The 12,952-nt window shown below is 61.7% G+C and carries 15 protein-coding genes; 9 read left to right on the top strand and 6 right to left on the bottom strand.

Going from position 1 to position 12,952, the window contains the following annotated elements; all coding sequences use genetic code 11:
* The first annotated feature begins 186 nt into the window (after positions 1–186).
* Entirely contained in the window at positions 187–1,146 is a 960-nt protein-coding gene (locus tag NW814_RS03180) for an NAD(P)H-binding protein (RefSeq protein ID WP_414396010.1), read from the top strand.
* Between the two features lie 78 nt (positions 1,147–1,224).
* On the top strand, positions 1,225–2,211 hold the full coding sequence (locus NW814_RS03175) for an ABC transporter ATP-binding protein (protein ID WP_414405177.1): 987 nt from the start codon (positions 1,225–1,227) through the stop codon (positions 2,209–2,211).
* Between the two features lie 29 nt (positions 2,212–2,240).
* Here NW814_RS03175 and NW814_RS03170 read toward each other — a convergent pair whose 3' ends face one another.
* Positions 2,241–3,368, bottom strand: a complete 1,128-nt coding sequence (locus tag NW814_RS03170; RefSeq protein ID WP_414396006.1) for a glycosyltransferase family 4 protein — start codon at positions 3,366–3,368, stop codon at positions 2,241–2,243.
* 367 nt (positions 3,369–3,735) lie between these two features.
* Complete coding sequence (locus tag NW814_RS03165; protein ID WP_414405176.1) at positions 3,736–4,452, bottom strand: M50 family metallopeptidase; 717 nt, start codon at positions 4,450–4,452, stop codon at positions 3,736–3,738.
* Positions 4,453–4,697: 245 nt separating this feature from the next.
* Between NW814_RS03165 and surE the strand changes: the two genes are divergently transcribed.
* Positions 4,698–5,429: a 5'/3'-nucleotidase SurE gene (gene surE / locus NW814_RS03160; RefSeq protein ID WP_414396002.1), complete on the top strand. Its 732-nt coding sequence runs from the start codon at positions 4,698–4,700 to the stop codon at positions 5,427–5,429.
* On the opposite strand, the gene NW814_RS03155 is transcribed toward surE, so the two are convergent.
* Entirely contained in the window at positions 5,412–6,032 is a 621-nt protein-coding gene (locus tag NW814_RS03155; RefSeq protein ID WP_414405175.1) for a DUF3318 domain-containing protein, read from the bottom strand. The two genes, surE and NW814_RS03155, sit on opposite strands and share 18 nt — an antisense overlap.
* 130 nt (positions 6,033–6,162) lie before the next feature.
* Here NW814_RS03155 and NW814_RS03150 point away from each other — a divergent pair, with 130 nt between their 5' ends.
* From NW814_RS03150 to NW814_RS03135, 4 genes are read left to right on the top strand one after another with little or no spacing between them, the layout of a single operon-like run.
* Positions 6,163–6,912 carry a GvpL/GvpF family gas vesicle protein gene (locus tag NW814_RS03150; protein ID WP_414405174.1) on the top strand — a complete coding sequence of 250 codons (750 nt, stop codon included), beginning with the start codon at positions 6,163–6,165 and terminating at the stop codon, positions 6,910–6,912.
* 60 nt (positions 6,913–6,972) lie between these two features.
* Entirely contained in the window at positions 6,973–8,163 is a 1,191-nt protein-coding gene (locus NW814_RS03145; RefSeq protein ID WP_414405173.1) for an FAD-dependent oxidoreductase, read from the top strand.
* Complete coding sequence (gene thiS / locus NW814_RS03140) at positions 8,151–8,348, top strand: sulfur carrier protein ThiS (protein WP_414395995.1); 198 nt, start codon at positions 8,151–8,153, stop codon at positions 8,346–8,348. The genes NW814_RS03145 and thiS overlap by 13 nt, the downstream gene beginning before the upstream one ends.
* A gap of 42 nt (positions 8,349–8,390) precedes the next feature.
* Complete coding sequence (locus NW814_RS03135) at positions 8,391–9,218, top strand: thiazole synthase (RefSeq protein WP_414395993.1); 828 nt, start codon at positions 8,391–8,393, stop codon at positions 9,216–9,218.
* Between the two features lie 13 nt (positions 9,219–9,231).
* On the opposite strand, the gene NW814_RS03130 is transcribed toward NW814_RS03135, so the two are convergent.
* Complete coding sequence (locus tag NW814_RS03130) at positions 9,232–9,864, bottom strand: class I SAM-dependent methyltransferase (RefSeq protein ID WP_414405172.1); 633 nt, start codon at positions 9,862–9,864, stop codon at positions 9,232–9,234.
* An 84-nt stretch (positions 9,865–9,948) separates the two neighbouring features.
* Complete coding sequence (locus NW814_RS03125) at positions 9,949–10,668, bottom strand: DUF554 domain-containing protein (RefSeq protein WP_414405171.1); 720 nt, start codon at positions 10,666–10,668, stop codon at positions 9,949–9,951.
* 156 nt (positions 10,669–10,824) lie between these two features.
* On the opposite strand from NW814_RS03125, the gene NW814_RS03120 reads away from it, so the two are divergent.
* Both NW814_RS03120 and NW814_RS03115 read left to right on the top strand, forming a co-directional pair.
* Entirely contained in the window at positions 10,825–11,349 is a 525-nt protein-coding gene (locus NW814_RS03120) for a GNAT family N-acetyltransferase (RefSeq protein ID WP_414405170.1), read from the top strand.
* A gap of 3 nt (positions 11,350–11,352) precedes the next feature.
* On the top strand, positions 11,353–12,063 hold the full coding sequence (locus tag NW814_RS03115; RefSeq protein ID WP_414395985.1) for an esterase/lipase family protein: 711 nt from the start codon (positions 11,353–11,355) through the stop codon (positions 12,061–12,063).
* Here NW814_RS03115 and psb29 read toward each other — a convergent pair.
* Entirely contained in the window at positions 12,060–12,779 is a 720-nt protein-coding gene (psb29, locus tag NW814_RS03110) for a photosystem II biogenesis protein Psp29 (protein ID WP_414405221.1), read from the bottom strand. The genes NW814_RS03115 and psb29 overlap by 4 nt on opposite strands.
* Positions 12,780–12,952: the final 173 nt, after the last annotated feature.

The raw sequence follows: 12,952 nt of genomic DNA, 5'->3' as shown, positions 1-12,952 counted from the left end.
TCGCGTTAGCGGGCCGTAGGCCAATCGCGTTAGCGGGCCGTAGGCCAATCGCGTTAGCGGGCCGTAGGCCAATCGCGTTAGCGGGCCGTAGGCCAATCGCGCTAGCGGGCCGTAGGCCTTGAGGGGGTGTGTTGGGAGCTATCTCAGTCTGATAAACTAAGGCCAAGGTTAAGAAATGATAACTTTATGAACGTGCTGGTTGTCGGGGCAACGGGAACCCTGGGCCGTCAGGTAGTGCGGCGGGCTATTGAGGAGGGCCATCAGGTCACCTGTCTGGTGCGAAACCCGGCTAAGGCTGCCTTCCTAAGCGAATGGGGGGCCCACCTCAAAGTGGGGAACCTGCTGCAGCCAAGCACGCTCCGAGAGGCCATGGAGGGTGTTGAGGCGGTGATTGACTGTGCCAGCGTGCGACCAACCGACACGCTCACCACCCGCCAGGTGGATTGGGATGGCAAGGTCGCTTTAATCAACGCCGCTCGGGCCGCCCAAGTGGGGCACTTTATCTTTTTCTCCATCATGGGCGCTCAGCACGAATACCCCAATGTGCCCCTGATGAACTTTAAGCACCACATTGAGAAGTATCTGGTCGGATCCCAGATGCCCTACACCATTTTTCGCCTGGCGGGCTTCATGCAGGGGCTGATTGGCCAGTACGCCATCCCCATTTTGGAAGAGCAAATCGTTTGGGTAACCAGCGAGAGCGTTCCCACGGCCTACCTCGACACCCTAGACGCAGCCCGGTTCGCGGTGCGGGCCCTCAGCCTCGAAGCAGCCAAGAGACAGATCTTTCCCTTGGTGGGGCCCAAGGCTTGGACTTCCCAAGAGGTCATTGCCCTGTGCGAGCAGCTTTCTGGCAAAAAGGCCAAGGTCAGGACCATACCCCTGGGCCTGTTGCGGGGAGCGCGCAAGGTAGCTCAGTTCTTTCAGTGGAGCTGGAACATTGCCGACCGGCTGGCGTTTGTGGAGGTGATTGCCGCCGGAGAGCCGATGCACGCTGACATGACACCGGTGTGCGAAGCCCTAGGCATTGAACTGGCTTCCCTGACCTCCCTCGAGGACTTCCTCGCAGACTACTTCCAGAGGATGTTGAAACGGATTCGCGAGCTGAAGGTTAAACAACCCAAGAAGGTCAAGACGCCTTTCTAAGGGAAACTGCAGCCGAGGCGGGAGTAGAGCGTAAACTGGATAGCGGGCTAGCCTTTTTCTCAACTCCAGCTTTTCCCGATGAGCGAGACGGTTGTCACCTCCCCAGGAGCAGCTGTCGCCCAGCCCGAGCCAGCCATTGCCGTTGCCGGCCTAAGCAAAACCTACCGCACCGGCTTTTGGCTAACCAAGGTGGTCACCCCTCTTAAGGATTTTTCGCTAACCGTGGCCCGCGGTGAAACCTTTGGGCTACTAGGGCCCAACGGAGCTGGCAAAACCACCACGATCAAGTGTCTGCTGGGCATTGTCGAGCCCACCAGCGGCAGGGGCACGCTCTTGGGCAAACCCCTGGGGGATCGCTCCATCAAGCAGCGGGTAGGCTACCTGCCGGAGAACCCCTATTTTTACGACTACCTGACCGCTTGGGAGTTTCTCCATTTTGCTGGCAAGGTGTTTCGCCTCTCGGACAGCCTCCTCAAGGAGCGGATCCCGCAGCTGCTGGAGCTGGTGGGGCTTTCTATGGATACAGCCCGCAAGAAGCCAATGCGCACCTACTCCAAGGGCATGCTGCAGCGCACGGGCATGGCCCAAGCCCTGATCAACGACCCAGAGCTGGTGTTTCTGGATGAGCCGATGTCGGGCCTGGATCCCATGGGCCGCTACCAGATGCGGGAGATCATCCTGTCTCTCAAGCAGCAGGGCAAAACGGTATTCTTCAACAGCCACATCCTGGGGGATGTGGAGGTGATCTGCAGCCGCATCGGCCTCATGGTCGGCGGCAAGTTGGTGCAGCAGGGAACATTGGACGAGCTGCTGGGCCAGAGCAAGAGCTACCGCGTGCAAGGGCACGGCGGCGCCATAGAGCAGTTCCGCGACTGCCTTGAGCACTTCTCCATCCAAGGATCCCATTGGTCGGGAGAATGGAGCGGATCCCTGCCGGAGCTGCTCAATCTCCTAAACCAGGCGGGGGCGGTGGTAACCGATGTGCATTGGCAACGGCAGTCCCTAGAGGAGTTCTTTGTCGAGCAAGTGCGGGCCATTGAAGGGGATCGGCCACTCTCTGCCTGATCTGGCCCAGGTGTTTTGGAACGTCATTTCTACCGACTACGTCCTGCCTCAGCGATGACAGCGCGGTAGTACTCCTCTAGCTGCTGCGTGGCTGCGGACCAGCTCCAGCGCTCGGCCTCCTGGCGGGCCTGTTGCCGGAAAAGTTGCCGCTGGTCGGCCCTCTCCAACAGTTGCCGTGTGGCCTGAACAAAGTCGCTGTCGGAGTCGGGATCGAAGAGAAAGCCGTTGCGGCCGCTGTCCACCACATCGGTAATGCCGCCGCAGCGGGGGGCGATCACCGGACAGCCGGCAGCCATGGCCTCCAACAAAACCAACCCTAACGTCTCGGTGCGGGAGGGAAACACAAATAGATCGGCAGAAGCAAAGGCCGCCGCCAGCTCTTGCCCCTGCAAGTAGCCCGTAAACACCACGTCATAGCCGGCAAAATGCTGTTCCAGGGATCGCCGCTCCGGTCCATCCCCGACAATAGCCAGACGCGCCTGCGGGATCTGCTCCAGGAGCACCCGGATCCGCCCCACCTCTTTTTCTGCGGAGAGCCGACCCACGTAGAGCAACAGCGGCCGCTCTGGCTGCCCTGCGCTGAGGCGGGCCCGCATCTCTGGACTGGCGGCCTGGGGATGGAAGAGCTCCGTATCCACTCCTCGCTGCCACAGGTGAACTCGCTCGATGCCGTGGGCAGTGAGCTCCTGCATCATGGCCGTCGAGGTACAGAGGTTGAGCCGCGCCAGATTGTGCCCCAGCCTGAGGAGGCTCCACAAAACCCCCTCCAGAAAGCCCAGCCCATAGTGCTTCAGGTACTTTGGCAAATGGGTGTGGTAGGAGGCCACCAGGGGGATCCTCATGGTCTGACTGTAGTAGAGGCCCCCCAGCCCCAAAACCGCTGGGTTGACCACGTGGATGACATCCGGTCGAAAACGGCTAAGCAGCCTGCCAATGGCCGGGCCAGGAGCAGCCAGCTTCAACTCTGGGTACAAGGGCAAGGGGAAGCCGGGGATCCCGTAAACCCGTGCCCGCGCAAACCGCCTGGGTGCTCCCTGAGGGGCAACAATCAGCACCGAGTTGCCGCGGGCCGTTAGGTGGCGCACCGTATGGCAAAGCCGGGTAACAATGCCATCCACCTTGGGCAAGAACGTCTCTGTAAACAGAGCTATGCGCATCGGGGATCCCAAGCCTACTGCTCCCACCCGTCGGACAGCGTCTTCGACGACTCTTAGGATGAGTGTTGCACAAAATGGCGACGCAACAACGGCTTGGGCACCCCCTCTAGCGGGACAGGCTAGCAGCAGGGCTGGCTGGCTGGATCTGGCCCAGGGCTGGGTCTTGGCCCAGAGTATCTGCCAACGTTTTGCTCACAGATAGCAGCATGGCCGCCAAAGCCAGACCAATGACATCTCTCCACATTGTCCGCTCCCACACTCCTCACGCCCCTTACTGTAGCGGCGGCTTTTGCGGCCGGGCAGTGATGGGCAACGGATTTTTGGGTGATAGCAATCACTGCCAAAATTGCGGCTTTGCCCCTTTTGGCTAGTCGCGGAAGGCCAGTTGCAAGCTGCTTATCAGCACAGCCAAAGAAAACACCGCCATCACCCCTCCCCAGAACCAGTAGGGCAAAAATAAGCTTTGGGCTATCTGGCTGGAGTCGGAGAGGATCAGCCGCCCGTTGATGACAGCACCCTCCATAAAGAGATAGTCAACCTGGTGATAGGTGCTCACACAGGCCTGCACCCCCAGAAATTGCAGGACAAAGCCCCGCAACCAAGGGGAAGCCCAGCAAGCTACCGCCAGGATGCCCAAACCCATGGCGGGGAGGAGCAAGAGGCCAAAGGGAGAACGCACCCAGAGCAGCGTCGAGAGCAACAGCAGGGATCCCAAAAACACCAACCCCAGCCAAGCTGTGCTGCGGCGGCGGGAAGCGAGGATGAACAGAGCCCCAGCCAGCGGCGGACCCATCGGCCCAGCGGCGGCCACCAAAGCCCGCCCCACCCGTCCTAAAAACAGCTCGCCACTGTAGATAGCTAGCCCCGAGCCATCAGGATAGATCTCCAGACGATGAAACTCTCCCCCCAACAGCAGCGCCGTCAGCCCGTGGCCCATCTCATGAAACCAGGTGGCCAACAGGGTAAAGGGATAGAGGAGGTAATTGCCCCCGGGAAACTGCCAGAGCAAGACCGTCAGCCCTGCAGCAGCCACCAGCCAAATCACGCTGTGCCGGTCAGGTTTTTCGGAAGGGGAAGAAGGCATAGAGGGAGAGGAGACTTGCCAAAAAAGAGTCTAGAACACCTAGGCCCGTAGACGCCTGCTAGCGGTGCAGAGTTCCACGCCATTGAGTCTTGCCAAGCCTCAGTTGGGGGAAGGGAACGCCGGGGATCTGCCTTATAAAGCCTTATAAAGAGAGACGGGCTCCGCCTTGCCCTTGACCTCAAACCCATCTGCAACAGGGACTTGCGATTAGGCTAACCCAAGGAGCTGCCGGCAGAGGAATTTGGATGAAGGTACTGCTAACCAACGACGATGGCATTGAGGCAGCAGGGCTGGCGCACCTCAGGCTAGCCCTCAGCGCTCTCGTTGCCGAGGAAAACTGCTGGATTGTGGCCCCCCACCAGCCGATTTCTGGCTGTAGCCACCAAGTGACGACGGGGCGGCCCTTCCGCGCCTGGGCCCGTGGCACGCGCACCTTTGCTGTAGAGGGATCCCCTGCCGACTGTGTGCGGGTGGCCTTGTTTAAGCTTGCCCCTTCCGTGGATTGGGTGCTTTCTGGCATCAACGAGGGAGGGAATCTGGGAACGGATGTGTACCTGTCCGGCACGGTGGCAGCGGTGCGGGAAGCGGCGCTGCGGGGGATCCGGGGAATTGCCATCTCCCAGTATCGGGCAGGAAGCCAACCCATCGATTGGGAGCAAGCGCAGCGGTGGACGCGGGAGATCTTGGCAGAGCTGATGGAGCAACCCTTACCTAGAGGCGCCTTTTGGAACGTGAACTTGCCCCACCTGCCGCCTGGATCCCCTTTGCCGGAGCGAGTTTACTGTCCCCTCTGCACGCAGCCGCTGCCGCTCGATTACGCCGTGGAAGCAGAGGGAGAAGGCTTGGAGTTGCTGTGGTTCCGCTACCAGGGGCGCTACGCAGAGCGCGCTCGCGATCCCCAAACCGACACCGATGTCTGCTTCTCCGGTCGGGTAGCCATCACCCAGGTGCACCTGACCTCAGGAGCTCCCCGGTGAGGGAGTGAGGTTGCGGGCGATGGTTCTCAGCCGCTGCAGCCGCAGCGCCGTCAGGATGTCAGAGGGATCCAGCTTCAGGGTTTGTTCCAGAGCCTCTGCCAAGTGTCGGGCTGCCTCCTGACGGGTATAGCCGCGGAACTGGGCGCGGCGCAGGGCAAATTCATCGGCATCGAAAGGGGCGCTCTCGCGATTGAGGCTTTGCCAGATCTGTCGAACGGAGAGGGCCGTAATGCCCCCAGCTAGAAGAGCAGAAAAGGGGTGTTGCAGAGAGAGCTCCACCAGGGTGGTAATGCCCCCAAACAGCGCCAGCGATTGGTAAAACCCTGGCTGCAGCCAGTTGCGATGGCTAAGCCAGCCCACCTCCCGCAAAAACAGGAGATCTCGGTGCGGCTGCGGGATCCCTTGCCACCGGCGAAAGTCGATGGCAATGGTGCCCTGGGGCTGCCAGGGAGCCTGGCGGCGAGAAACCAGCAGCCTCTCGCCTCCCGAGTGAGGAACCACTTTGATCCAAGCTCGGAAGGAAGCGGGGAGCAGATCCCGCAAGCGCTCAGTTTCTTCTTTTTGAAAGGTTTCCAAAGACTGGAAGTCTGGGCCACTAGTCATACTGACGTGTGCTGATTCTTGAACCCCCTCTCTAGCCTAGCGGCAGCAGGGGTGGCGTGAGGCTTGGCAAGCGAACGTCCTGGCTCCTGCGGCTTTAAGCTGAGAAGAAAAGCCCAGCCTGGATTGAACCATGCTGTGGTCAGCTCAGCCAGAGCCGCCGGCAGGGATCCTTTACACCTATGCGTTTTTGCCAACGCCGGGGGCATCCCTTTGCCAATTCATCCAGCAAACCCCTGGCATCCAGCGGCCACTGCAGGTGTTCTCCCCGCCGGGGGGCCGCATTGCCGCCGCTATTGAGCCCCTACCCAACCCAGCGGCACTCCAAGCTTCGGACGAGGTACTCCTGCGTTTGGCTCTGCGCCATGACGAGGTGATCTGCCGGCTGTTTGCCCAGACACCCCTTCTGCCTCTTCGCTTTGGCACATGTTTTCTCTCGGCCGAAAAGCTGGGAGCCCACTTGTTAACCCAGCAGGCGGAGTACGAACAGGCGCTAGCTGCTCTCGGGAAAAGAGCCGAGTATTGCCTCAAAGGCAGGGTTCACACCCCGCTTCCTGGGGATCCCCCGCCCGCCCCCAGTGGAACGGCCTACCTGCTAGCCCGCAAGCAGGCCTACCTGCAACAGCGCCAGGCCCAGGAGCAACAACAGCAGGAGCTAGCCGTGCTGCAGCAGCTCTGGCCCCCTAACTGGCCTGTGCAGAGGGGGGATCCCCAGTCAGGAGAAGTGCTGCGGCTATACTTTTTACTCACTCCCGCCGAACGGGAAGTTGCCGCCCAGCTCACCCAAACCTGGCTGGCGGAGCACCCCCACTGGCAATTGGACTGGAGTCCTCCCTTGCCCCCTTATCACTTCGTGGATGTCCTGCGGGATCTTTCTAGGTAGGCCCAGGCTGCTGGCCTGCTGCGGAGTCCTACCTGCAGCTTCTGACCCCACTGACCGCCAATGACCCTTCCCAGCGGCTCTCCTCAGACCAAGCCCTCGCCCACGCCCCGGACGGCCCAGCCGGATCCGGTCCTCATCCTCGGGGCCGGCCTCATGGGGCGCCTGTTGGCTGCCAGCCTGCTCGAAGACGGCCATCGGGTGCACCTGGTGGAAGCAGCCCCGGCCACCGCCCCAGAAAGCAGCGCCGCCCATTTTGCCGCGGCCATGCTCGCTCCTTTGGCTGAGTCGGTCATCACCGAAGCCAGCGTGGTGGCCCAGGGGTACTACGCCCTCTCCCGCTGGCCCGCCCTGCTAGCCAGCCTGCCAGAGCCCGTTTTCTTTCAGCAGGAGGGCACCTTGATCCTCTGGCACCGTCAAGATGCTGGGGAAGCCAAGCGCTTCTCCAACTTGCTGGCCGCGGTGAGAGAACGCCTCCCCCATCTTCCCCGCCCCCAGCCGCTCGATGCCCAGGCCCTGGCTGAACTGGAGCCCTCGCTGGCCGGCCGATTTAGCCAGGGTCTCTATCTTCCCCAGGAGGGTCAACTAGACAACCGCCAACTGCTGTCGGCTACGCTGGCCAAGCTGCGGCAGCACGGGGTGGAGGTGGAGTGGGGATCCTCTTGGGATCTCGAGCGGGCGCGGGCCTGGCAGCAGCAAACCGGCGGCTGGGTTTTGGACTGCCGTGGTCTGGGAGCCCAAAAAGAATGGGGCGGGCAGAAACCGCTGCGGGGAGTGCGGGGGGAGGTGGTGCGTTTGTATGCTCCAGAAGTTTCGCTGCGGCGCCCAACGCGGCTATTACACCCTCGCTATCCCATCTACATTGCTCCTAAGCCAGGGCACCTATTCGTGGTGGGAGCCACTGAAATTGAATCCGAGGATCGCTCGCCCGTGAGCGTCCGCTCGGCTTTGGAGTTGCTCAGCGCCGCCTACACGGTTCACCCTGCCTTTGCCGAAGCGCGTATCCTAGAATTAGGCAGCCAATGCCGTCCCACCCTAGCAGACAACTTGCCGGCAGTGGTGGAGCCGTCCCCACGCCTGTTGCAGATTAACGGCCTCTATCGCCACGGTTTTCTCATTGCTCCGGCCCTTCACGACGCCGTCCTGGAGTACCTTCGCCACGGCAGTTGCTGCCTAGCCCAGCAGTTGGGGATCCCCTTTCAGGTGCAGGCTGCCTCGTTTCCCCGGGAGTCTCTGTCGCCATGCGGGTCTTGATCAACCAGAAGCCTTACGATTTGCCAGAGGGCGCAACTTTGGCCGAGGCCATCGCCCAGGTGGAGGTCTGTGGACCCTTTGCAGTGGCGGTTAACCTAGAGTTTGTGCCGCGCGCCCGCTACGAGCAAACCCGTCTGCAAGAGGGCGACCAGGTCGAGATCCTTGTGCCGGCTGCCGGGGGCTAGGGCATAGGTGCCTTCCTCTTTGTCCTAAACTCTGTCCCAGCGATGTCCACTCTTCTTGAGCTTTCCCCTTCAATCCAGGCCGATGAGGATCCCTTGGTGCTCTACGGCCAGGCTCTGCCCAGCCGGCTGATGCTGGGGACAGCCCGCTACCCTTCGCCGGCTATTTTGGAACAGGCGGTGGCGCGGGCGCAGCCCTGTCTGTTGACGGTTTCCCTACGGCGCCAGGGTGCCCTAGGGCCAGAGGCCTCTCAGGGGTTTTGGGCCCTACTGCAGAAGCTGGGGATCCCACTTTTGCCCAACACCGCCGGCTGCCACAGCGTGCAGGAGGTGGTCACGACGGCGGAGATGGCCCGAGAGGTGTTCGGCACCGACTGGATCAAGCTGGAGCTGATTGGCGATGACTACACCCTGCAGCCGGATCCGGTGCAACTGCCCGTTGCCGCTGCCGAGCTGGTTCGGCGGGGGTTTAAGGTCTTGCCGTATAGCACCGACGACCTAGTGCTCTGCCAGCGGCTCTTGGATGCCGGTTGTGAGGTGGTCATGCCCTGGGCTGCTCCCATCGGCACGGGCAAAGGCCCCCTCAACCCCTACAATCTGCGTCTGCTGCGGGAGCGGATCGAGGCGCCGCTAATTGTGGATGCCGGCCTAGGCTTGCCCTCCCACGCTTGCCAGGTCATGGAGTGGGGCTTCGATGGGGTCCTGCTCAATACAGCAGTGGCCCTAGCCCGGGATCCGGTGGCGATGGCCGAGGCTTTCGCGGCAGCGGTGCGTGCAGGCCGCCAAGCTTATCTAGCGGGGGCAATGGCTCCGCAGGAAACACCCCAGCCCAGCACGCCTGTTCTGGGCACTCCCTTCTGGCACCAGGGTTAACTGCTCTATCAAATCAAGCAACAGGCTTTTGCGCCTGGATGACCTGCAGGGCTCCTCCAGCGTGCAGGGTTTGCCGGACGGCCTGCCAGCCCTGGTGCTGCAGGTACTGGGGCAAGTCCAGCTTGAGGAAGTGCCAGGCAGTCTCGGTCTCAAACAGGGCTAGAAACAGGGCCAGTCCGGGCCAAAGTAGGGGCTGGTGGGGCGCGTGCAAATCGAGAAGTAAAAGCCTTCCCCCTGGCTTGAGCACCCGCCAGACTTCGCGCAGCACCTGTTCGAGGTCGGGGAAGGTCAACTCGTGCAGGGCCAAGCTGGTGTGTACCCAGTCAAAGTTGTCGGCGGGAAAGGGCAGATCCTGGGCAAAGGCTTCCACAAATTCAACGTTGGGTAGGCGCTGGCGGGCTGCTGCTAGGGCTTTGGGTGAGGCATCCACGCCGACCACGTTTTGACATAGCTCGGCCAGAAGCGGTGTCACTTCCGCCGGCCCACAGCAGAGATCCAACACCCGATCCTGAGGTTGGATGGGGATCCCTTGCAGGGGCAAGCGCCGCAGCCGAGCATACCCCCCCACTGCCAGGGCCGCTGCGCGGCTAATGCTGCGGTAAAGCCAGGGAAAGCGGTAGCTCCAGTCGCGGAGGAAGGTGGCCATAGAGGCTTCTCCTACCCCACTAGCGGGATCTCCCAGCGTCACTGGCCGCCAAGCTGAGGGGAGTTGCTCCTTGCTCTGGACAGACTAGAGGTCAAGATCCCACAGCGGGAAGAATCCCACCAGCAGCTCCACAATCAGCAAAGCCGGCAACAGGTTGGCCACCCGCAGGCGCGCTAGGCCAAGCAGGTTAATGCCAATACCTAGGATGAGGATCCCACCGGTGGCCTCCAAGGCCGCAAGCAGCTCTGGGCGCAGCAGGGGCTGCAGTTGTCGCGCCAGCAGGGCCACTCCTCCCTGAACCAGGAGCACCGGCAGGGCGGAAAACAGCGTACCCCAGCCCAGGCTGGCGGTAAAAGCCAGGGTGGCTATGCCATCCAGCGCAGCTTTGACCAGGAGCAGCGAGGGATCCCCCAGGCCATCCTGGATGGATCCCAGCAGCGTCATGGGCCCAACCAAAAAGAGAATGCTGGGGGCCACGAAGGCGCAAGCAATGGGGCTAGGGCCCAGCCAGCGGCTCACCTGCTTTTCTAAAGCTTGTCCCAGCCGCTCAAAGGCAGCCTCGAGATCGCTCCATTCCCCCAGCCAAGCTCCCCCGATCAAGGCCAGCAAGACCGTGACTGCCTGGGCGGCGCTGCTGAGGGTAAGGGCCATTTGCATCCCCAGAACCAACACCAGCAAGCCCATAGCTTGGAGCAGGGTTTGGCTGATGCGCTCCGGCAAACGACGGCCTAGTGCCCAGCCAAGGCCGCTGCCCAAGAGGATAGCGAGGGCATTGACGAGGGTGCCAGTGCCAGGGGTAGCCATAAAACGTTCTCGCCGGCCAGCCTGAATTATAAGTCTCCCTCGAAATCTTCTCCAGGCCGACAGGGAAGCACCTGGGCAGACTGGCCGTTTCTGCTGCCAATCCTGGCTATACTGGGGACATGCTCACAGAGGTGGGCTTTTACTCCACTGCAATTCATGGGTTTTTGGAAAGGCCTGTTTGGGTCAGCAGGGGCTGCCGCCGCCAAAGCGTCAACGCAAACGGCTACACCTGCCCCTCGCCAGGAGACGGTGGCGGTGGGGGGGGAGACTATTGTCTTTAGCCTGGATCCCAACGTAGATGTGTACGAGCTGGAAGAGCTTTGCGATGCAGTAGGGTGGTCGCGTCGCCCCATCCACAAAGTTAGGAAAGCTCTGCAGCACAGTTTTTTGGTGGTCTCGATGTGGCAGCAGCGGGGCAGCTACCGACGTCTCATTGGCTTTGCCCGCGCCACCTCGGACCATGCCTTCAACGCCACCATTTGGGATGTAGTGGTCCATCCTGAGTTTCAGGGCCGAGGGCTGGGCAGGCGGCTGATGGAAAAGGTCATTCAGGAGCTGCGCGCCCAGGACATCAGCAACATCACCCTCTTTGCCGACCGGGAAGTGGTCAGCTTCTACGAGCGGCTTGGCTTTACGGCCGACCCTGAGGGGATCAAGGGCATGTTTTGGTACCCGCGCTAGCCCATGGCTCCCCTGCCCACAGTGATCTTGCCGGGTTATCTGGCGGGCGCCTCGGAGTACGAGCCTTTGCGCCGGGAGCTGGAGAAGCGTGGCTATCCAGCGCGAGTGGTACCGCTGCGGGTAGCCAGTTGGCTGCCCACCCTGGGAGGAAGGCCGGTCACGCCTATCTTGCGGGCTCTCCAGGCCACTGTCCGACGTACCCAGGCCGAGTTTGGAGCTGAGCAGGTGAACTTGGTGGCCCACTCCGCTGGCGGCTGGATTGCTCGCATCTACCTGGGATCGGTGCCCTACGGAGGTCAGGTCTGGCAGGGGCGGGATCACGTGGCCACCCTGATTAGCCTGGGATCCCCTCACACCAGCCGGGAGCGCTGGACAAGGCGCAACCTGGACTTTGTGAACACCCACTACCCAGGCGCCTTCTGGCCTCAGGTCAAGTACGTGTGCGTGGCTGGCAAGGCCATCCAAGGACGGCGCGTGGGCTGGGGATCCCTGTGGCGGCGAGAGCACTACCTCAGCTGGCTAGCCTACAACAGCTACCGGCTCACTGCCGGCCAGGGAGAACTCTGGGGAGATGGCATCACTCCCATCGAGGCAGCCCATCTGCCGGGAGCTATCAACCTCACCCTTCCCAATTGCTACCACTCGGGCCGCGGCGCGCGATGCTGGTATGGTTCGCCAGAGGTAGTCGAGAGTTGGATTGCTTACTTGGCCTAGCTGCTGGATCTTGGGGGATCGGCAGTGGAGCTGCCGGGCAGGGAAGCCGCCGACTGGCGACGTTCCTGTTGACGCCGGGCCGCTTTTACCATCTCCTCGAGAGCAGCGCGCGCCTGCTTCAGGCGGTCCAAGCTGCTGCGGTAGAGCTCCAGGTCTTTTTTCACCCTCTCTGGCGAGAAAGGCAGCTTCCTAATCACCTCCTCCAGAAAGCGGCGGCTGCGCTCTTCGGGATCCTTATAGAGGGAGGCAGCTACTGCCTCGTAGGCCGTGTAGAGGCCAACGGCCAAAACTCGGCTGTAGGCATAGGGAGGCTGGGTCATGCGCTGCAAGATGGCCTTTAGCCCCCCCACATCCTCCGCCTCTGGTTTGAGGCAGAGCAGGTTGTAGCGCTGCTGGGGATCCCCACTGCGCAGGAGCTCCAGCAGGTCACGGGCATTCCTGCGCACCACCTCCGGCTTGAGGTGGAGAGCCTTACAGAGGGCGTTGAAGATGACCTCGCGCTGCTCAGGAGAAGGGTAAGTCTCCATCAGCCCGTTGTAGAGGGTAACCAGCCCCAGGGCAAAAAAGGGATCGTAGACAAAGGCGCCGTTGACCGTGGCTAGGTGCAGCTCCACCAGCAACTCTTCCACCACCCGGCGATAGGCAGGATGGATGGGGCGAGGGTAGGCGCTCAAAAAAGCCGCTTTGGTGGCCGAAAAGGTGCGGACAGGATTCACAGGCAAAGAAAGAGAGCGGGAGGCAAACTTATAATATTCTCCCTCGGAGCGACCCCGCGGGCAAGCCAGGCCCTAGGTTGCCGTGGGGTGGGAGGGTTAGCGATATGGCAGCTACAGAGGGAACCATTGTCGTCAAAATCGGCACCTCCAGCTTGACGGATCCGCAGACGGGC

Origin of the sequence: Synechococcus sp. R65.1 (assembly GCF_047461755.1) — a bacterium.
Classification (GTDB): Bacteria; Cyanobacteriota; Cyanobacteriia; order Thermostichales; family Thermostichaceae; genus Thermostichus.
The sequence above is the reverse complement of the archived record's forward strand: the minus strand, read 5'-3'. Positions and strand labels throughout refer to the sequence as shown.